Below are 19,936 nucleotides of genomic sequence, written 5' to 3'. Positions count from 1 at the left end.
CGGCAGGGAGCGGACCCATAGCTGCCAGGTGTTGGAGCTGTCGCTGAATTGACCCAGCTGCCGAGATGTCCTCGGCCCAGTCTGATTGCTTGCAAGCCATTGCCTGTGCTGGATTTGCTCATCCGTAGTGTGGGCCGGATCATGGCATTGCCACCGTTTGTGCGTCGACACGCCAAGACGTACCGCAACATCAGCCACATACCGCTGCTTTTCGGTCACTGGTTTCACCGATTGAATTTTGAATCCTTCGGGGCGCGCGGATTGCTCATCGCCTCCTAATTGGCCTCATCTAAGGTAACGAGGTATCTAAGAAGCCCGAGGGATTCAAGTTGCGGGTACGCCAGTTACAGTGTCAAATCGAGTAAGGCCGCCCCTAGCGTTTTACCATGAGCATCCAGGGCTAGGGAGCGGGTCACGCCACCACGGAGAACGCCGGGCAGGACGAAGTTAAGTGCATAAACGTTGGGCAATTCGTATCTACGTATGGGGAGATTTTGCTGACCCAGCAGTTCGGAAAAATGCTCGGTGACCCTTGCAATCGTCAGCCGCTGGCACAGGAGCTGATAGTCCTCGGCACGAAAGGCAACCACTGAGATGTTGGAGGTATCACCCTTGTCACCCGTTCGAGAATGAGCCAATTCACGCAGCTTGATGCGATTCATACAATGTTCTCCACATGCACCTGTTGGCTGACGTTTTCGCGTTGCAAAAATAACGAAGCGACCGCCACCACCTGACGTATCGACTTGGCTGCTCCTCCACCGCCATATGGCCCATTGGTATACAGGCTTTCTACTTCATTCCCGATACGAACCGCGTCGCTGCGATCAGCGCAACGGCCTGCTACCCGGAGGCGCACCTCCCAAGGCTCGCTGTCAGCACGAAAGCTTAAATCGTTGCCATGTAAGGCATCAACACCGATCAATTCGGCGCGAATCTCCTCACACGCCACGCCAATCAAATTCAAGCGTTTGAGCACAATTTCGCGAGCCAATTGTCCACGGGCCAGTGCGCCCGGTCCGCCATATGACATTTGTCCTTCGCCAATCCAGCCATCAAGAAACCCTACGGAAACCTTCAGCGACTTGGGACGAACGCGGCCAGTGGCGCCCTGAGCACACACCTCATTGATTCCCTGAGTCGCAAATGACACCCCTGAAAAGTCAGCACTGACATCCGGTGTCAGGTAGGCGGCCGGATCATGGATTTCATAGATCATTTGTTCAGTGCACGTAGCAGTATCGATACGTCCTCCCGAGCCCGCCACCTTGCTGATCACTGCATTGCCCGTGGCGTCAACTTCTGCCAATGGGAACCCCAGGCGCTCCAGATCTGGTACATCCTTGACGCCGGGATCCGCGAAATAGCCGCCGCTGATTTGTCCCGCACACTCAAGCAAATGCCCTACTAACGTACCGCGCCCCAGCCGCACCCAGTCATCCGCTGCCCAGCCGAACTCAAACATCTGCGGCGCCAAAAAAAGTGAAGGGTCCGCCACCCGCCCGGTGATGATGATGTCAGCATCGGCCTGCAAGGCTTCAACGATCCCTTCAGCGCCGAGGTATGCATTGGCCGAAATCAGTTGCTCGCCCAACGACGCTAGCGTTTTTCCGTTATCCAACTTGTGCGAGGGGTCGCGCAGCAGTATTTGCAGCACATCGTCGCCGGTTAACGCAGCCACTTTGAGCCCAGACAATCCCAGTTGTGCGGCGATCCGGCGTACCTCCTGCGCCGCGGCCAACGGGTTCGCCGCCCCCATATTAGTGATCACCCGCAAGCGACGGCGGCCCCCATCGATACCTCGACCAACAAACGGCAGAACCCGGCGCATACGTTCGCTCAGTAGCGGATCGAATCCTGCCTCTGGATCTACAAGCCGCGCCTGTTGTGCCAAAGCAATAGTGCGTTCTGCCAGGCACTCGAACACCAGGTAATCCAGTTCGCCATCTTCTGCCAGTTCTATGGCCGGTTCGATACGGTCGCCGGAATAACCGGCACCACTGCCGATACGTATAGTTCTCATTAGAATAACTCCAAAGTGCAACGCGGGCAGGGTGCATACGCACCAGGCGCGCCTGTGAAATGGATAAGGAAACGCTGAGGGGCCGTTGGTTCTACAAGCCCGTGGTTAAAAGAGGGCGATGGCGTAGTTGAATATCAGGCGGTTCTGATCAACATTACCGGCTACGTCACTTCGCAACATCGCATTGCGCAGGTTTATACTAAGCCCCTTTATCGGTCCTGATTGAATGACATAACTCAGGGCAATGTCTCTCTCCCACTCGGAGAGTGATCCATTTGCCGAGCGAATATTATTACCATTGAGGTAGGTGACGCCCGCGCTCAGCCCGGGTACGCCTAACGCGGCAAAGTCATAGTTGTACTGACCGTAAACGGTACTCTCGCCGGATCGGCTGAAGTTCGTAAGCTGGCGTTCGGTGATCAAATAGGTTCCGGCGCCGGATGAACCTCGATAGACATCACCTTGGTTAATAAACGGGAAATTACTGTCACCATTAACTTTCTGGTACGCCGCTGTAATGGCGCTGCCCCCAATGCCGTAAGTAAGGCTTGCACTCCAGGTCCGGTTATCCACTTCTCCGCGATTGATCGGAACCCCGGCGGAGGTACCGTAATATCCGCTGGCAAGATAGCCATCGGCTCGGCCCGACGCACTGCTGTTTTTACCATCGGAAATGCTGTACCAATAGCGAAGTTCGGTTTTCAGGGTGCCGACGGGGAGACTCATGTCGTGGATAACGCCAAGAAAGTGTTGAGCGTAAAAGTCTTGAAGTTGGCCATAGTAATATTGCCCCAGCAGGTTTTTCGACAGTTGGTAGTCCGCACCGCCATAGTAAAACTTGTTGGTGTCTGCGCCAAAGCGTGCCCCGGACATGGAAAGCGGATCATCGTCGGTAGAGGCGCGCCCTTTGGCGCTTTTCAACTGCCCCGCGATAAGGATCAGCCCATCCAATTCCTTGGAGGTGATCTGGCCGCCGGTATAGGTTTGCGGAAGCAATCGACCATCATTGCTGACAACCACAGGCAACTTCGGCAGCAACGTACCCACCTTAGCTTCTGTTTTAGAGATCTTGACCTTTCCTGTCAGACCCACATTGCCAAAGTCACTGACGGCTTTATTATCACTGTCGACCGGAAACAGGTTGCCAGCTCCTGCATTCGGGCTTGGGTTACGGCTACTGTTATTGGTGCCAGACTTGCCACCGCCGTCCAATCTAATCCCGAGGAGGCCAAGGGCATCAACTCCGAACCCCACAGTGCCGGGTGTATAGCCCGATTGAAAGTCGAGCCTGAAACCTTGCCCCCACTCGTTTTGTTTGGGATAGGAATTGGGGCTTCGATAGTCACTGTTGTAATACATATTGCGCAAACTTATAGTTGCCTTGCTGTCTTCAATAAACCCTGCCGCGCGAGCGGAGGCTGAAGCCGTACAAAGTAAAACGGGGAGCGCTATGATCGCTGATTTTATATTTGACATGTCCGTGCTCGCTTTAGATAGCTGCAGTCGATCAGGTGAATAACGAAGACGACGTTGATCTTCGGTCCGTGATGAAGCAGCCATCCTATCAAAGATTATTTTTGTTATTTGTGAGTGGCCAGTGACGAAACTTATTAACCAATTCTTGTGTTTTATAGGCCCTGCGATGTGAGCTTGCCGGTTGTTTCTTGCAGGGCACTATAAGTAGTGATGCCTTGAACGCTCGCTGTGAGTAATGGGTTACTTCAAGGCAAACTCGCTTGTTTTATGCGTTGAAAGCTCCCTCAGGATTTTCGTCCAGGCCCGCAAACCTTTTTCCACAGATTCCAGTCGGAAAAATTCGTTAGGGGCATGAACGGGCTCATCAGGAAGATTGAATCCGAACATCAACGTACCGATGTCCAACATCTCTTGAAAAATTGATGTAATCGGCACTGTTGCACCCAGACGAACATGAATAGGCCGCAAGCCCATTTCTGCCTGGAGTACTCGTTCGGCCGAGAGTACCAGAGGACTCAGGGGGGAAAGAGTCGAGGCAGGCGAGCCCGTACCAACGTACGAGAAACTGATTTGCACGCCTTTCGGGCAATGGGCAATCAGGTGTTTTCGCACAGACTCAATGGCCCGTATCGGGTCCTGCCCGGATACCGTACGGATCGTGATTTTTGCATGGGCCTGGGCAGGAACGATGGTTTTCACCCCATTGCCGGTGTATCCCCCCCACATCCCGTTCACTTCAATGGATGGCCGCAGCGTAAGTTGCTCGCGGGTGGTGTAAGCCGGATCACCATGAGCGACGGCACCGACGTGATCAAGGAAGGCTCGTTGGTCGAACGGGAAGGCTGCCGTATCTTCAATTTGTCGTTGGGTCGGCGCAGTGGCGTCAATATCAAAATCCTTGACCGTTACTGTGCCGTCCGAGGAGTGCAGCGATGTCACGATCGCCGCCATATCATGGAGCGCATTGCGCACAGCGCCGCCATAACGACCGGAGTGCATGTCGCCCTTGGCAGCCCGGATAGAGAATTCCAAGGCATTGTTGCCTCGGGCGCCGGTATTGATGGTGGGGATTTCCCGGCTCGCCCGTCCCCCGTCTGCGGAGAGAACCCCATCGGCCTGCAGCAGTTCTCTGTACTTGTCCACGATGGCACGCAGTGATGGGCTGCCGGTTTCTTCTTCACCCTCAATGAAGAATTTCACATTGATTGGGCAATCTCCTTCAACGGCCAGGAAGGCCGCCACGGTCTCGATGGCGATGGCCGTGGAGCCTTTTACATCAGAAGAACCCCGCGCAAAGAGGCAGCCATCGCGAATCGTCGGCTCGAACGGTGGCGAGAGCCACTCTTCCAGAGGGTCTGCTGGCTGTACGTCGTAGTGGCCATAGATGATGATGGTCGGCTTGCCGGGGGCGCGAAGTGATTCACCATAAACCGCAGGCTGGCCCCCGCCATCCAGCAATTGAACGTTATCCAGACCGATTTCGGTGAATCGCTGCACAAGGAAGTTTCTGGCCTCGTGCATGCTGTCATCGAAACCTGGATCAGCACTGACACTTGGAATTCTCAGAAAGTCTTTCATCCAGTCGAGGATGGGCGTTTGTTTATCTAATAGATGAGTTATTACCTGATCGTTCATATAGTTTCTCTTCTCTCTCTGAGTGATCGAAATGGTTTTTGGGCAAAGCGGTGCCCGGCGCGTGAACTAACGTTCGCGCGCGGGTGATACCGATCGTTTACTGTGAAATAACGGGGGCTGTGTTTTGTGGCAGCGTGCGTTCATCAGTACGCGGATCGTAAGTGAAGCCCTTGCGAACGGCCCATGTATTGTTCAGTTGAAGAATGGTCATTATCGGCAGGTCTGAACTGGTCATTTCGACTGCCTGCACCAGCATTTTTTCGCGCTCTTTATCATCCAGTGTAGTGAGCGCCCGGTCAGTCAATGCGTCCAGGGGCGGGTTGGAGTAACCGCCCGAGTTGTAACTGCCCACTCCGTTTTTTGAATCAGGCGTCATCACTATATTAGTGAGGAAGTACCCGGCCTCCAGAGTTGGGCTGCCCCATCCCAACAAGAAGGATGGATAGGATTCGCGTCCAACGATAAAGGTGTTCCAAGGCCTGGCATCCACAGCGGTTCGAACACCGATCTTGGACCACATCTGGGCAACCGCCTGGGCGACGGCCGAATCATTTGGATAGCGGTCATTCGGGGTCACCAGGGTGATTTTGAAACCGTCGGGATAGCCCGCTTCGGCCAGCAGCTTTTTAGCCGCCGTCGGGTCATAAGATGGAATCGCCACGCTGTCGGCATACGAGTAAATACCAGGGTTCAACCATTGCCCGGTGGCCTTCGCCGTGTTTTGCATCAGGCGGTCAGCGATTCCCTGGCGATTGACTGCTTCAGAAAGCGCCCGACGAACCCGTACGTCAGATAACGGGTTGGTCGCTAGAGGCTTTCCATTGTTGTCCGTAATGAGCGGCTGCGGGGCGCTGCGTACGTTGAAGACGATGAAGATGGTGCGCATGCCCGGGGTGGACACCAGACTGACTTTTGGGTCCTTTTGCAGAGTCGCGATGTCCGTCGCTGGCACCGAGTCAATCACATCCACGCCGCCCGACAAGAGCGCGCCTACCCGTGATGCACCATTAGAGATGAACCTGATTGAAACGTTTTTCCAGGGCTGCTTCGGCCCCCACCAATCGTCATTTCGCACCATGTCGATGCGATCACCCGGGATGTAGCGAACAAACTTGTAGGGCCCGGTACCAATCGCTTTAACCCCGCTGTTGTATTGCTCCGTCGTTGCACCTTCACCGGCGTGTTTGGAGACGATCGCAATAAAGGCGAGCTGCCTGGGCAAGTTGGGTGACGGGGCTGACGTATGCAACCGAACAGTCAGCGGGGCGATCTGTTCGACCTTCACGATAGAAGCCAACTGCCCACCAAAACCACCCGGGCTGTTCGGGACATTGCGCGCCCGCTCAAGGCTGAAGGCAACATCCTCGCCAGTGAAGGGCTTGCCGTCATGCCACTTCACATCGGGGCGCAACTTGAATTCCCAAACGGTGTCGCTTACCGGGTTCCAGGCCAAAGCAAGCCCAGGCACCAATTCACCCTGAGGACTGCGCTCGGTCAGCCGGTCGAACAACGAATGAGCAATCACGTGGTTGGGCGTTGAGTTAGTGAAATGCGGGTCGACCGAGTTGACTGCCCCCCCCAGCCCAATGTTCAGCGTGTCCGGTACGGCCGCAAACGCTGTAACAGAAAGCGATGCCGTCATGGCACACGCGGCAAACATCCGGGCAATACATTTGATCAACGGTTTCTCGGGTTTACGCACAGTATTTCCCCTTCAATGTACGAGTGGGCCGAATGACTTACTGTCCTGGCCTCTTGTTGTGGCGTCAGCACGTTTACGTATTCAAATGGCAGGCGCTGAGATGCTCGGGAGAGACCTCTTTCAAGCCAGGCTTTTCCTCTCTGCATCGCGGCATTGCATGCGGGCACCTCGGGTGAAAGTGACAACCTGATGGCGGATTGATCGGGCTGGGAATTTCACCCTTGATGGCGGTGAAGGTTCTTTTGTTCGCATTAAGTGTTGGCACTTCGGCCAGCAGTGCTTGCGTATAGGGGTGGTTAGGGCGAGAGAACAGTTCGGCCTTGGAGCCCTGTTCCACGATTCGTCCCAGATACATAATCGCAACACGGTCCGAAATATGTTCGACCACACTCAGGTCGTGGCTGATGAACAGGTAAGTCAATCCGAGCTCATCCCGCAGATCCATGAACAGGTTCAAAACCTGTGCCTGAATCGAAACATCCAGGGCCGCGACGGACTCGTCGCACACAATGAAGCGAGGATTGACGGCCAGTGCGCGGGCGATGCCGATACGCTGGCGTTGACCTCCGGAAAACTGGTGCGGATAGCGGCGCATGTAAGAGGGGTCCAGACCGGCACGTTTCATCTGCGCGGCAACGTAATCTTCGTAGTGTTCTGCCCCGGGTATTTTGTGAACCCGTGCCGCCTCGCCAATGATATCCATCACCCGCATGCGCGGATTGAGGCTCGCAAACGGATCCTGGAAGATCATCTGAACACTCAGATGCTCAAGCGTACTGGCAGCGCCGCGGGAAGCCAGGGACTCATCAATTCCTCCCACGCGCACAATGCCTTCCGAGGGTTTGATGATGCCCGCTGCGATACGCCCCAAGGTTGATTTCCCGCAACCCGATTCGCCTACAAGCCCAATCACTTCGCCTGTCTTGATCTCAAGGCTGACGTTGTCGACCGCATGTACGACCGGTGTGGGCTTGGCCAGCCCCCAGCGCTGGGCCATGCTGGTCAGCACATCTTTTTTGGGCTGGAAACGACGACTGACGTTCTCCAGAGCAAGCTGCGCACCGGTGCCGGTGAAAGACGGTGAGGTGAACATGGTCATTCGGGTGCTCCGACTGGATTGAAGCAGCGTAGCGAGCGTGACACTGCCGGATGCGAGAGTTGTGGTTCATTTATGCAAAGGCCTGATGCCTTGAAACAGCGTGTGCGGAACGCGCAGCCCTGTGGCAACTCAGACAAGCGTGGGGTCATGCCCGGGATTTGCATCAACCGCGTGAGCCCCGCATTGCGGCTGGGCAAACTCCCCAACAGGCCAGCGCTATAGGGGTGCAGAGGCTGCTCGATGACGGCTTTGACCTGACCTTGCTCAACGATTTTGCCCGCGTACATTACGGCGACTTCGTCCGCCAGGTCGGCCACCACAGTCAGGTCATGGGTAATCCATATAAGTGCAGTACCCGACTCCCGGACGAGCTGTTGCACTTCGGCCAGGATCTGCGCCTGAATGGTCACATCCAATGCGGTCGTCGGTTCATCGGCGATGATCAAATCAGGCTTGTGCAACAGGGCAATGGCGATGGCAATGCGCTGACGCATGCCGCCACTGAGCTGATGCGGGTAGGCCAACATGCGCTCTTCGGGGCTAGGAATACCGACCTTCTCCAGTGCTTCAATTGCCTGGCGGCGAGCGTCTTTCTGTGACGCCCGGGAGTGCGCGTAAATGGTTTCCATGAGCTGGGTATCAATTCGCAAAACAGGATTGAGGGTCATCATTGGATCTTGAAAAATCATCGCGATGCGATTGCCCCGAAGAGCGCTGAACTGCCGTTCGGGAAGCCCGACCAGATCCTGTCCTTTGAACAGGATCTTGCCGCTGGCGACCCGACCCGGTGGGTCAATCAACCCCATGATCGAATAACCGGTTACCGACTTGCCCGAGCCAGACTCACCTACCAGCCCCAACACCTGACCACGCTCAAGCTTCATGGAAACGTCATCGACGGCACGCAACACGCCGTCTCGCGTGGAGAACTCGGTGCACAGATGCTGCACCTCCAGGATGTGATCTGACTTCATTTGTTCAACCTCGGGTTAAGCACTTCGCGCAGCTGATCACCCACCAGGTTGATGGCCACAATGATGATGAGTAGGGCGACGCCAGGGAAAACGCTTATCCAGTAAAGCCCCGCCTGCATGTATTGGTAGCCATTCGCGATGAGCAGTCCGAGTGACGGTTCAGTGACAGGAACCCCGAGCCCCAGGAAACTAAGGGTCGCTTCGAGTGCGATGGCGCGCGCCACTTGCATGGTTCCGATCACAATGATGGGGGGCAAACAGTTGGGCAGAAGGTGACGAAGCATGATCCGGGTACGCGACAGTGCAAGGCAGTGGGCGGCTTCGATATATTCCTTGCGCCGTTCAATCATTGCCGCGCTTCTCACGGTCCGGGCGTAATACGCCCACTCGACGATGACTAGTGCAAGGATGACGTTCGTGATGCTCTTGCCGAGAATTGCCAGAATCATCAGGGCGACAAGAATGGTTGGAAACGACAACTGCAAGTCGACCACTCGCATTATCAGGGTTTCGATACGTCCGCCGAAATAAGCGGCGGTCAACCCAAGAAGCGTACCCAGCAGGCAGGCCAACGCTGCCGAGCTTATTCCTACCCCCAGACTGATGCGCATCCCGTACAGAATCGCCGAAAACATGTCGCGGCCCTGATCATCGGTACCCAGCAGGTAGGTGAAGCCGCCAATGCCCGTGGCACCCGGTGGCAGCCGGCCGTCCATAATATCCAGGCTTTGCAGGTCATAAGAGTCCTGGGGGGCAAAAATAGGGGCACCCAAGGCTGCGATGAGCAGCATGACCAACACAACAAGCCCAATCACAGCCGCAGGCGACGTGCAAAAGTCAGATAAAAGGCGCCTGGACGGAGAAACAGTCTTAATCGCAGCGACTGCAACATTCATACATTCGCCTCCAATCGGACGCGAGGATCCAGCAGGTGATACAAAACATCCACGACCAGATTAATGGTGACAAAGATCATTACGATTACCATCAAATAAGCCACGATAACGGGGCGATCCAGTTGGTTGATACTGTCAATAATTAACTTACCCATGCCGGGGTAGGCGAAGATGCTTTCTGTGACGACTGCGAACGCAATCGTGGAGCCGAATTCCAGCCCTACTACTGTAACTACGGGGATCATGATGTTTTTCAATATATGCACGCTTATGATTCGATGACTGCTCAATCCTTTGGCGCGGGCAAATTTTATATAATCCATCTGTGAAACTTCGCGCACTCCGGCCCGTGTAAGCCGCAGCACCATGGCAATTTTGAAAAGTGCCAGATTCAGCGCCGGCAGGATCAAGTGTTGAACCCCGTCAACCGTCAGGAATGACCAGTGAACTCCGAGCATTTCCCTTGTTTCGCCACGACCTGAGCTTGGCAGCCAACCCAGATTGACGCTGAATACCATAATCAGCATAAGGCCGACCCAGAACGTCGGTAATGAGAAGCCCAGTACACTACCGGTCATAATCAGGCGTGAGTACCAAGCGTTCGGACGCAGTCCGGCGATTAAGCCACACGGTAGGCCTATGATGATTGAAAGAAGCAAAGCAATAAAAGCCAATTCCAAGGTCGCAGGCATTCGCTCTTTTATAAGTTCTATTGCTGGTGTGTTGTAAACAAAACTGATGCCGAGATTTCCGTGCCAGGCCTGGAATAGGAATGTCCAGTACTGTTGCCATAACGACTTGTCCAAGCCCAGCTGTTGCATTAGTTGCGCACGTTCCGCCGGTCCCGCCTCCGGGGAAATCAAAACATCCACCGGACTGCCAATCAGGTGGAGGCCTACGAACACAATAATTGTCATTATCCATACGACTACAGCAGCTTGCACTATTCTTCTTATTAACCAAACGAACATAATTCTTCCGCCATTCCCATGCAGCACAGTTTTCGATTACATCACAAGAACTCTACGTTCCTTCTCGCAAAGGTTCGTTTTTTGTTCAGGCCATGCAGAATTATTGACCTATCGTCCACATCGTTTCTCTAATAGGATGAAAGCAGTAGCAAATCGACGGTAATAGGAGCTCAAAAAAATGTCCAACGTCTTGTTTTTCTCATTTCTATGACTTTTAATCATGACAATTATTTTTGCACCAATACGGTTCGTAGCTGATTAGTCGTGAGGCGAGAGGTAACAAATTTCAGGTGGGAGGAGGTGGTTGGCTATGGAAATCGTTTCCGAATGACCCTCCTCTGACACTCGGTGGAAGTGGAGGTAACTGCCTATACCAAAGCGAATTTTGTTGTGGTCAGGAAAATTCGCAAACGAAAAAATAATGCGCTACAGATTTTCTGTGCTCGGACCTGTGTGTTCCGAATGGAGCGTAGTTTTCTGGCCGATGCAAATCCATCGATGGTCTGAACTAATGAAATAGTCTGGTGGGGTTCGACTTTCAATCAGGCGGCACGAAAATTGCGGTCTCAATGCTAAATCGGTCTGTGAGTTTTTTATGAATTTTCAGCAACTGAATCACCTTTTGTCTATCGTTGAAACAGGTTCTTTTAGTAAGTCAGCAGAAAAGTTGCATTTAACACAGTCGGCGTTGAGTAGAAGTATTCACATACTTGAACAGGAGCTTGAAGTTCGCCTGTTTGATCGTATTGGAAAACGTAATGAGCTCACCTCATTTGGAAAGGAAGTCGCGGCACGTGCAAAGCGGATTGTTTTGGAGGCTTCCGAATTGAAGCGCAGTGCCGAACTCCTGTCACAAGGCGAATCCGGTACGTTGACAGTCGCCCTAGGAGCGGCACCCTCAGCCTTGATTACATCAAGGCTGATTACATACATGTTAAATAACTTCCCACGAGTGCAGATGGAAGTGCTTCAGGGCGACAGTGACGCTCTGTTGGCGAAACTAAGGGCTCGCGAAGTCGATGCGATTATAGTCAGTTATCGTTCAATCAAGCCCCACGATGATATAGAGATCGATATTTGGAATAACTTTCCCTCTGGATTCGTTTGTCGAGCAGGGCATCCACTACAAAATTCCAACAAGCTAATTTTCGACGACATTATAAAATTTCCACTTGTATCGACCGCGCTTAGTGACGAAACCGCCAGGGGGCTTCTGGACAGCACAGGGCACGCCCGTCATCCGAACGAATTGCTCCAGGTTGAATGTCAGGACATCTCTCGTCTGCTTGAAGTCGTAAGTTCTACAGATGCGATATTTTTGGGGGTTCTTGCCTCTGCACAAGAAGGAATACGGAAGGGGGATTTCGTCGAGTTAAAGGTTAATCTTCCAATTGAAATTGGCGTGCAGTTTGTATTCGTGACCCTTGCAAACCGCACAAAATCGCCGATTTTGCATATCGCTCAAGATTTTTGTCGAGAGCTTTCTGATTCATTTTCCATATGATTCAGTGGACAGGCCGGAGAGCGTTCGCCGCCAAGCGCTCCTGTATGCCTAGGGCGAAGGTGCAGGCCTAATGAAAATGGTCCAGTGGTAACGGCGAAGGTGATTTGATTTCCCGCAACACCACACTGGATCGAATTTCACTGACACCGGGCAGTTTGAAAATCACGTTGTAGAGAAACGCGTCATAACGGGTGATGTCCGGCGTCACCACCTTGAGTAGGTAGTCGCCGCGACCGGTGGTGCTGTGACACTCGATGATCGCTGGACAATCACGAACCGCCTTTTCGAACTCCTCCACCACGTTCTCGAAATGCCGGGCCAGATTGACCTCGGCCAGTACACAGTTGCCCAGATTGACCCGGGTTCGATCGAGTACCGCCGTGTAGTGATGGATGACGCCTTCGCGCTCCAGATCCTTCAAGCGCTTCCAGGTCGGGGAAGTCGACAATCCGATTTTTTTGCCAAGCTCTTGCACGGTCAAGCGGCCATCCAATTGCAGTTCGGCAAGAATCTTGAGGCTATAGGCGTCAAGAAGATTACTTTTTTCCATTTTTTATAATTTCCGGAAAATAATCGCGAGTTTTTGCAGATGCTGGGGATACATAAGATGCTTTGCCCAGTCAAAGCAAGTATTTTTACTGGGTAGTAGGAATTAAGCACGATTTTCTGTGCGGGTGTCGTTATAGGAAAAATATCACTTCAAAATCGTGATTTCTGAACAATTGAGAAAACACTTTTTGCGTGATGAATTTTAAGCTCGTCAGCATCTGGGCAAGGCTTTGTGCCTGCTCTTCCGCTCGCGAGGATAAAAAATAAAATGTCCGCTCCACGCCGTAAAAATCCCGAGGTAAAAAGTCAGAGCGCGGCTATTTGCGCGTTCAACTGGCCACGTATCGCCTATCTTATGCACGTTTCCAGGGCATTGGATGAGTTGGAAGAAAAAACCCTGGTACCGGAAAAGAAGGTGCTCTATCAATTTTCCGCCAGGGGTCATGACCTCGCGCAGATTTTGCTTGGGTCGAGGCTGACAAATCGCAACGATGCGGCGTGCGGATACTATCGTTCGCGCCCGTTGCTGCTGGCGATGGGGGTGGACATGGCGGATGCCTTGGGATCCTCCATGGCCCGTGCCGGTGGCTACTCGGATGGCCGGGATATCGGGGTGGTTTTCAACTATCCCAACCCAGGCGGTCCGACTGCGCTGCCCATGTGTGGCGGCGTGGGCGCTCAATACACGCCCACCGCTGGCTGGGCGCAGGCGATTGAATATCGCAGCAAGGTGTTGAAGGATGAAAACTACGACGCCGCGATCAGCGTTGTACTGGGTGGAGACGGTTCTGTTGCAACCAATGGTTTTTGGGCGGCGCTGACCCTGGCGACCACGCAGAAACTGCCGATGCTGTTCTATATCGAAGACAACGGATACGGCATTTCCGTCCCGTCGACTTTTCAAACCCCAGGCGGCGATATCGCGGCCAACCTCAGTGGGTTCCAGAACCTGCATATCCTCTCTGGTGATGGCTCTAACCCGCAGCAAAGTGCCGATCTGGTTCACCAGGCTGTCGAGTATGTCCGCGCCCATCAGGGGCCTTGCCTGTTGCGCTTGAAAGTCCCGCGCCTGCAAGGGCACAGCTTCCAGGATACCCAGACCTATAAAAGCGCAGACTTCATCAAGATGGAGTGGGCGCGCGATCCATTGCACAAACTGCGCGAATTTCTAGTGCCCGATCTCATGACCGTCAGCGAATGGGACCAATTGGGTGACACCGCTCGCACAGAGGTCAATGCGTCACGTATCGAGGCCGAAGCGCGGCCTGTCAGTGACCCGGCTCGGGTTACCCGACACGTGTTCCACGAAGACCAACTGCAAGAGCGCGGCGGCCAATGGTCTGAGGGCTACCAGGCTCCGCAAGCGACTTTGACTCCACTGCTGGAGGGACAGCGTCTCAATATGGTGGCTGCGATCCGCCGCACACTAGACCGCGAGCTGGAGGTTAATCCTCGGGTTGTACTGTTTGGTGAGGACATCGGTCCAAAAGGCGGGGTGCACGCGGTGACGTTGGGGCTGCAGGAAAAATACGGTGATTCGAGAGTCTTCGATACCAGCCTTTCTGAAGAAGGCATCATCGGGCGCGCCGTCGGGATGGCGGTGGCTGGGCTGGTACCGGTACCGGAAATTCAATTTCGCAAGTATGCGGACCCGGCAGTCGAACAATTGAACGACTGCGGCACCATGCGCTGGCGCACCAACAACCGCTTTGCTGCGCCGATGGTGGTGCGTATCGCGGGTGGTTTCTTCAAGTGCGGTGACCCGTGGCACAGCCAGACCAACGAAGTACAGTTTGTGCACTCCCCAGGTTGGCAGGTGGCGGTGCCTTCCAACGCTGAAGATGCCGTCGGCCTGCTGCGCAGCGCCATGCGTGGGAATGACCCGGTGATTTTCTTCGAACACCGGGCCATGCTGGACTCTGCTTCCGCTCGTCGTCCGTACCCGGGGGATGATTTCATCGTGCCCTTTGGCCAGGCGCGTACGGTTGTTGAAGGTAACGATTTGACGATTGTTACCTGGGGCGCGATGGTCGAGCGTTGCGAGCAGGCGGCACAAGGGCGATCTGTTGATGTGCTCGACTTGCGCACCTTGATGCCGTGGGATCGCGCTGCGGTCCTGGCCTCCGTGCGTCGAACTCACCGTTGCCTGATCGTGCATGAAGACTTGGGTACCGCAGGCTTTGGCGCAGAAATCGCGGCGGTGGTTGCCGACGAGGCGTTCATGGAATTGGATGCCCCCGTGGCCCGGTTGACCATGCCAGACATTCCGAGCCCACATCATCCGACCCTGCTCAATCACGTGCTGCCGTCGGTAGAGGCTATCCGCAACAAGATCGATTACCTGGTGGGGTTCTGAGATGAATGACATGACCCTGAAATCCGGCAGCTTGAATATCATTGCGCCCCTTGAGCAGGAAGGCACCAAAGCGGTGGTGCGCACCTGGTTGAAGAAGGCCGGTGATACGGTACATAAGCATGAGCCCGTCGTGGAGTTGGAAACCGACAAGGTGGTGGTGGAGATTGCCGCGCCTGGTGACGGTACTCTGGAGATCATCCTGGGTAACGATGCGGATGCAGCGCCCGGCGCAGTGCTGGGGGTGATCAACCTGGGCGGAGCTGAAGAGGTGGTCGCCCCAGTACCGGCGCCGACCGCCGAAGCGACTGGGGATTTACCGGTGGTGTTTGACCCTGAGCTGCGCCTGTCACCGGCTGTGCGCAGGCTTTTGAGGGAGCACAATTTGGATCCGGCAGCCGTTGAAGCGAGCGGCAGAGGCGGACGCCTCACTCGTGAGGACGTCATCACGTTCGTGCAGGACAAACCGGCAAAAACCGTCAGCCCAACCGCAGCGCAATCCGTGATCCCGGCGTCCCAGGTCACGGCTGCTTCCGCGCCCCTTGCCGCCACCTCAGGAGAGCGCGGTCCTCAGGTCAGCGCCCACGTTCCCCATAGCAGCATGCGCCGCAAGATCGCTGAACATATGCAGCATTCAGTGAGCACCGCCCCTCATGTCACGTCGGTATTTGAGGCCGACTTCAGCGCGATCATCGCCCATCGCAAAAAATATAAAAAACTATTCGCCGACCAAGGGGTGAACCTGACGTTTACCTCCTATTTCGTGGCCGCCTCGGTTCAGGCGATGCTGGCCGTGCCGAACGTGAACAGTCGCTGGAACGACGATTACCTGGAAGTGTTCAAGGACATCAATGTTGGCGTTGGTACCGCGTTGGGGGAGGCCGGGCTGATTGTCCCGGTGATCCACCGGGCCCAGGAGTTATCCATTCTCGGTATCGCGTCACGGTTACAGGGCCTGACCGAAGCGGCTCGTAACGGCAAGCTCAGGTCGGGTGATGTGCAGGGCGGTACGTTCACGATTTCCAACCACGGCACTTCAGGCTCCTTGTTCGCTACCCCGATCATTATCAACCAGCCGCAGTCGGCAATCCTGGGGATCGGCGCCCTGGAAAAGCGTGTGGTGGTTCGAGAAATAGACGGGGCAGACAGCTTCCAGGTTCGGCCAAAGGCCTATGTGTCACTGACGATAGATCACCGCGTGCTCGACGGCAGCGTAACGAATGCCTGGCTGAGTCGCTTTGTGGAAGTGATTGAACAATGGCCTTTGGAAGGCTGACTGGTCCTGAGCCAAAAACGCGACCCCAGTCGCGTTTTTTTTGAAAGAAAAACATCTGACCTTAAAACAAACGGACGGGAGTCTGATTTTGCCAATTTTCCAGAACATACAAGTCTTGCCCAATGATCCGATCCTGGGGCTTGCAGATACCTATGCCCGCGATATACGAAGCAAAAAAATTGACCTGGGTATTGGTGTGTACAAAGACAGCTCCGGTAAAACGCCGGTACTTGCATCTGTGCTGGCGGCAGAAAAATGGTTGCTGGAGAACCAGATCACCAAGGCCTATGTCGGTTCAGAGGGATTGCCGCAGTTTAATCAAGCCATCCTCTCCCTGGTTTTTGGTGAGGATGCGCGCTTGAGTGATCGCTATGCCGCCGTCCAGACACCTGGCGGCACTGGCGCATTGAGGCTGATGGCCGAGTTTCTCAGGCGAACCGCCGTGCAGAACATCCTGATCCAGGTTCCCACCTGGACGATTCACGAAGAGATCTTCAAGCGCGCCGGCCTGCATGTTCAGACGTGTCAGCACCTGACGGATGACGGCGATTTTAATGCTGGTGCTCTGCTGACGGCACTTGAGGCGCTGTCCCCAGGCGATGCCGTGCTGCTCCATGCGTGTTGCCATAACCCGACCGGTATTGACCCCGATAAAGATCAATGGCGTTCGATCCTTGAGGTGGTGAGCCGCAAGGGTCTGCTTCCACTGTTCGATATGGCTTATCAGGGCTTCGGTGCTGGGCTGGAGGAGGACACATGGGCGCTGCGGCTGTTTTGCGATGAGCTGCCCGAAGTGATCGCGAGCATTTCGTGCTCGAAAAACGTTGGGATCTACCGCGAGCGCACCGGTGCCTTGCTAATCAGTTGCGCTGAGCATCTTGTGCTTGAAGCGGTGAAGTCACAGATCATTGATACGGCTCGCTGCCTCTGGTCCATGCCTCCCGCCCATGGTGGGGCGGTAGTCGCTCACATACTCACTATCCCGGCACTGACAGAGCTGTGGCGGCAAGAAGTGCTGGAAATGGGGGAGAGGATCAAGATGCTCAGGAATGGCCTGTGTGCGGAACTTCGAAAAATTGATGCCTATCAGGCATTCAGCAGTATTGAATCGCAGAAGGGGATGTTCTCTTTCCTAAATCGCACGCCCGGGTATGTGCAGCATTTACGTGAAAGCAGTGCGATCTACATGGTAGGGAACGGAAGAATCAATATCTCGGGCTTACCGTTTGATCGTTTGGACGAAGTCGCCGTTGCTTTGAAGTCAGGTCTTTCCGGCGGGCGGGTTTGAAACGGGCGATTGCCTGAAGCTTTACTGAGTAATTCTCATCCAGGCCATGGTGCTCGCTTGGATGACTGGCACGATGGCGCGACGAATGGCGGTGCATTTCTCCACTTCTGTGAGGAATGCATCGTCTGATCTATTGTTCGGGTTCGTCGGGCCGATCCTAATGTTTTTGTTCGTCGTTCCTTTTTATGCGTTTTGGGCACTGATGTACTCGAACAACAAATTACTCATACAGATTGAGGGGAATACTGCAAAAATGACTAATGCCGCGATCTACGCGGATCACCATCAAAGCAACATCTATCCTGTTGATAGTCATCTGAGAGCAGACTCAAGATTCAGATAGCAATCAAGAACTCTTGCTTGGTATGAGCGCAGCCATCGCTTACCTTGGCTCAACTTACTGACCCCTTGGGTCGTTCTCTGCCGGTAATGGTCACGAAGCGTGATGGTCAAATCCGATGCAAATTACTGGTCAGGTCGAATGCAAATGGGTGGGCAAGTCAGTGCAATTACCCACCATAGCCAGAAGTATGCCAGCCAAAGAATTGGATGGCTTACGCTAGTCAGCTTCAAAGCAAGGAGCTGTTATAGAATTTTACATAGTCGAGTGCAGGCGCGGGATTGGTGCGGGCTATATTTATGCTCTTGGCTCCTACGAACTTATTAAATCTGACGTAGAGAAATCACTGCATTAGGAGCATATCGACATCGCTAACTTTCAGTTGTAAGCCGCTGCCTTGCGATATGGTTTATAACCATGGTCACGCTATTGGCAGGCGCGTGACTTTTATCCTTTATCAGTAGCACCTGTTGCGCTGAATGGGGTTAAAGCCCGCCTATGCCAACCCAGTGGGCTCTCTAGCTTTTGCTTAAAAATTTAAGCTTTCGTCATTCCACGTCCATGTCCCCATCTTCGCCTGCAAATAGCGCGTTTTGATGACCCAATAGAAAATTGACATGGGATTTGATGCCAACCATTTGTCCACAATTGTAGTAATCATGGCACAGCGATTCGAAACCGATCAGCGTTTCAACGGGTGTCGCGATAGAGATATATCCAATTAAAACGGCTTTACCTGGATCCGATGGATGAGTGTTCATATGATAAATTGCGAAGAAACCTTCATGCTCCTCGTCATTGCATTGCTGAATTTCCCAGTGGGAATCTTTGCCCAGCTCCTCATTGTATTGCTTGATATATTCTTCTGACTTGTAATTCATGATCATCTCCTTTTTTGTTATGAGGTAATTGTAAAATTGGAGCAAGCAGGGTTGCAACTATCTTGTTTGTGGTTTTTTTCAATATGTGATGGCCAGCGGTGGAGAGTGGAAAATTGTGACTTGCTCTTTAACAACGTTAGGAAGTACGCCGTGAAGATATTGATGTGGCCACAGAATCGAAGCCATCGCGCTGGCAAAATAAGGGCGCGTCGGAAAGACTATGCGCGCCGTGGTCGTTGAATCATAGGGTGGGTTTTAGCCACGGCACCGCCTAAATGCATGGGACTTGGCAGTCGAAGGTGTCCGCCCTAGGTGGGCGCATTGCGGCACAGCAACCCTGTTTGTGTGGCTACACTCGCAGCGCTAGAAAATAAACCTTCTCAAATGATGGTCATTTCCGTTACACCCAGTTGCTGACAGGCATCTCCAATTAATATGGATTCACGTCGTAGCGTGTGTTGTAGCGCTGTGAATGCCCTTTGGAGGCGTACCACTTCGACGGTGAAATGTGAAAGTAGACATTTTCACTGTGCTGCGAGCGCAACAAAAGTTTGCGAGTTCCAATGAAATGCGGCAAGAAGGGAGGCACTGTGATCACCAGTGACTCGGGCAATATGGGGATCTGTACTGATGCGTACGATCCAGGCATTTTCATCGTTGATCGCTGGAAGCTTTTGGCCAGGAATGTCCTGCAAGCCGTCATAGAGCTCGCGCAACCTTGATTGTAAGTAGATGATCAAAGGCTCCCCAGCGACAGGTGTAGGCGCCAGCAGCGCCTGAGCGATCAGCGTTCGCACTGCCTCATGGGAAAAAAGGGTAATCGTAGAATGGATAAGGGTGGTTCCAGTTCGATAGTCGAACCAACTCGGTGCATTGCCATGTTTCGAATCGAACCAAAAGATTTGTGGGTGCATTGTCATCCAGCTGAGCGAGGGTAATGACTGGGAGGTATTTCGCGTCCCCCTTCGT

The 19,936-nt window shown here is 53.8% G+C and carries 16 protein-coding genes; 4 read left to right on the top strand and 12 right to left on the bottom strand.

The annotated features are described in order from the left end of the window. Nucleotides 1-344: 344 nt before the first annotated feature. The 9 genes from AC3ITA_RS21435 to AC3ITA_RS21395 all read right to left on the bottom strand — a co-directional run bounded on the left by AC3ITA_RS21435 (nt 345) and on the right by AC3ITA_RS21395 (nt 10,776). Nucleotides 345-662, bottom strand: coding sequence for an AtuA-related protein (locus AC3ITA_RS21435; protein WP_093215743.1), 318 nt, complete (start codon nt 660-662; stop codon nt 345-347). Continuing rightward, entirely contained in the window at nt 659-2,023 is a 1,365-nt protein-coding gene (locus AC3ITA_RS21430; protein ID WP_093215748.1) for an acyclic terpene utilization AtuA family protein, read from the bottom strand. Before AC3ITA_RS21430 ends, AC3ITA_RS21435 begins: the two co-directional genes overlap by 4 nt. Before the next feature lie 105 nt (nt 2,024-2,128). Further along, the gene (locus AC3ITA_RS21425; RefSeq protein ID WP_093230313.1) at nt 2,129-3,490 is read right to left on the bottom strand and encodes an OprD family porin; all 1,362 of its coding nucleotides are present in this window, start codon (nt 3,488-3,490) and stop codon (nt 2,129-2,131) included. Nucleotides 3,491-3,739: 249 nt separating this feature from the next. After that, nucleotides 3,740-5,134, bottom strand: a complete 1,395-nt coding sequence (locus AC3ITA_RS21420; RefSeq protein ID WP_093215763.1) for a dipeptidase — start codon at nt 5,132-5,134, stop codon at nt 3,740-3,742. Between the two features lie 97 nt (nt 5,135-5,231). Further along, nucleotides 5,232-6,836: an ABC transporter substrate-binding protein gene (locus AC3ITA_RS21415; RefSeq protein ID WP_197678820.1), complete on the bottom strand. Its 1,605-nt coding sequence runs from the start codon at nt 6,834-6,836 to the stop codon at nt 5,232-5,234. Nucleotides 6,837-6,909: 73 nt separating this feature from the next. Beyond that, nucleotides 6,910-7,929 (bottom strand): ABC transporter ATP-binding protein, encoded by a 1,020-nt coding sequence (locus AC3ITA_RS21410; RefSeq protein ID WP_093230316.1) that lies wholly within the window; start codon nt 7,927-7,929, stop codon nt 6,910-6,912. Between the two features lie 2 nt (nt 7,930-7,931). Beyond that, nucleotides 7,932-8,909, bottom strand: a complete 978-nt coding sequence (locus AC3ITA_RS21405; RefSeq protein ID WP_489278335.1) for an ABC transporter ATP-binding protein — start codon at nt 8,907-8,909, stop codon at nt 7,932-7,934. Further along, nucleotides 8,906-9,805 (bottom strand): ABC transporter permease, encoded by a 900-nt coding sequence (locus AC3ITA_RS21400; protein ID WP_093215776.1) that lies wholly within the window; start codon nt 9,803-9,805, stop codon nt 8,906-8,908. Before AC3ITA_RS21400 ends, AC3ITA_RS21405 begins: the two co-directional genes overlap by 4 nt. Next, the gene (locus AC3ITA_RS21395; RefSeq protein ID WP_093215781.1) at nt 9,802-10,776 is read right to left on the bottom strand and encodes an ABC transporter permease; all 975 of its coding nucleotides are present in this window, start codon (nt 10,774-10,776) and stop codon (nt 9,802-9,804) included. The genes AC3ITA_RS21400 and AC3ITA_RS21395 overlap by 4 nt, the downstream gene beginning before the upstream one ends. Before the next feature lie 595 nt (nt 10,777-11,371). On the opposite strand from AC3ITA_RS21395, the gene AC3ITA_RS21390 reads away from it, so the two are divergent. After that, nucleotides 11,372-12,280, top strand: a complete 909-nt coding sequence (locus AC3ITA_RS21390) for a LysR family transcriptional regulator (RefSeq protein WP_093215786.1) — start codon at nt 11,372-11,374, stop codon at nt 12,278-12,280. 67 nt (nt 12,281-12,347) lie between these two features. On the opposite strand, the gene AC3ITA_RS21385 is transcribed toward AC3ITA_RS21390, so the two are convergent. Further along, the gene (locus tag AC3ITA_RS21385) at nt 12,348-12,830 is read right to left on the bottom strand and encodes an Lrp/AsnC family transcriptional regulator (protein WP_093215790.1); all 483 of its coding nucleotides are present in this window, start codon (nt 12,828-12,830) and stop codon (nt 12,348-12,350) included. A gap of 267 nt (nt 12,831-13,097) precedes the next feature. Between AC3ITA_RS21385 and AC3ITA_RS21380 the strand changes: the two genes are divergently transcribed. Genes AC3ITA_RS21380 through AC3ITA_RS21370 form a run of 3 tightly spaced genes read left to right on the top strand, consistent with a single transcriptional unit; the run spans nt 13,098 to nt 17,746 of the window. Continuing rightward, nucleotides 13,098-15,185 (top strand): alpha-ketoacid dehydrogenase subunit alpha/beta, encoded by a 2,088-nt coding sequence (locus AC3ITA_RS21380; protein ID WP_197678821.1) that lies wholly within the window; start codon nt 13,098-13,100, stop codon nt 15,183-15,185. A gap of 1 nt (nt 15,186) precedes the next feature. Beyond that, nucleotides 15,187-16,458 (top strand): dihydrolipoamide acetyltransferase family protein, encoded by a 1,272-nt coding sequence (locus tag AC3ITA_RS21375; protein WP_093215799.1) that lies wholly within the window; start codon nt 15,187-15,189, stop codon nt 16,456-16,458. 40 nt (nt 16,459-16,498) lie between these two features. Beyond that, nucleotides 16,499-17,746 (top strand): aromatic amino acid transaminase, encoded by a 1,248-nt coding sequence (locus AC3ITA_RS21370; protein WP_223434678.1) that lies wholly within the window; start codon nt 16,499-16,501, stop codon nt 17,744-17,746. 888 nt (nt 17,747-18,634) lie between these two features. On the opposite strand, the gene AC3ITA_RS21365 is transcribed toward AC3ITA_RS21370, so the two are convergent. Beyond that, nucleotides 18,635-18,967, bottom strand: a complete 333-nt coding sequence (locus AC3ITA_RS21365) for a hypothetical protein (RefSeq protein ID WP_093215812.1) — start codon at nt 18,965-18,967, stop codon at nt 18,635-18,637. Between the two features lie 524 nt (nt 18,968-19,491). Beyond that, nucleotides 19,492-19,881: a hypothetical protein gene (locus AC3ITA_RS21360; protein WP_489278334.1), complete on the bottom strand. Its 390-nt coding sequence runs from the start codon at nt 19,879-19,881 to the stop codon at nt 19,492-19,494. Between the last annotated feature and the right edge of the window lie 55 nt (nt 19,882-19,936).

This window comes from Pseudomonas sp. GL_090 (assembly GCF_057837765.1).
This window is presented reverse-complemented; position numbering and strand designations above follow the sequence as displayed.

Bases quoted from the DNA above. Each gene is read 5' to 3' on its own strand.
- AC3ITA_RS21435 (WP_093215743.1), bottom strand. From the start codon at position 662: ATGAATCGCATCAAGCTGCGTGAATTGGCTCATTCTCGAACGGGTGAC.
- AC3ITA_RS21430 (WP_093215748.1), bottom strand. From the start codon at position 2,023: ATGAGAACTATACGTATCGGCAGTGGTGCCGGTTATTCCGGCGACCGT.
- AC3ITA_RS21420 (WP_093215763.1), bottom strand. From the start codon at position 5,134: ATGAACGATCAGGTAATAACTCATCTATTAGATAAACAAACGCCCATC.
- AC3ITA_RS21410 (WP_093230316.1), bottom strand. From the start codon at position 7,929: ATGTTCACCTCACCGTCTTTCACCGGCACCGGTGCGCAGCTTGCTCTG.
- AC3ITA_RS21405 (WP_489278335.1), bottom strand. From the start codon at position 8,909: ATGAAGTCAGATCACATCCTGGAGGTGCAGCATCTGTGCACCGAGTTC.
- AC3ITA_RS21400 (WP_093215776.1), bottom strand. From the start codon at position 9,805: ATGAATGTTGCAGTCGCTGCGATTAAGACTGTTTCTCCGTCCAGGCGC.
- AC3ITA_RS21395 (WP_093215781.1), bottom strand. From the start codon at position 10,776: ATGTTCGTTTGGTTAATAAGAAGAATAGTGCAAGCTGCTGTAGTCGTA.
- AC3ITA_RS21390 (WP_093215786.1), top strand. From the start codon at position 11,372: ATGAATTTTCAGCAACTGAATCACCTTTTGTCTATCGTTGAAACAGGT.
- AC3ITA_RS21385 (WP_093215790.1), bottom strand. From the start codon at position 12,830: ATGGAAAAAAGTAATCTTCTTGACGCCTATAGCCTCAAGATTCTTGCC.
- AC3ITA_RS21380 (WP_197678821.1), top strand. From the start codon at position 13,098: ATGTCCGCTCCACGCCGTAAAAATCCCGAGGTAAAAAGTCAGAGCGCG.
- AC3ITA_RS21375 (WP_093215799.1), top strand. From the start codon at position 15,187: ATGAATGACATGACCCTGAAATCCGGCAGCTTGAATATCATTGCGCCC.
- AC3ITA_RS21365 (WP_093215812.1), bottom strand. From the start codon at position 18,967: ATGAATTACAAGTCAGAAGAATATATCAAGCAATACAATGAGGAGCTG.
- AC3ITA_RS21360 (WP_489278334.1), bottom strand. From the start codon at position 19,881: ATGCACCCACAAATCTTTTGGTTCGATTCGAAACATGGCAATGCACCG.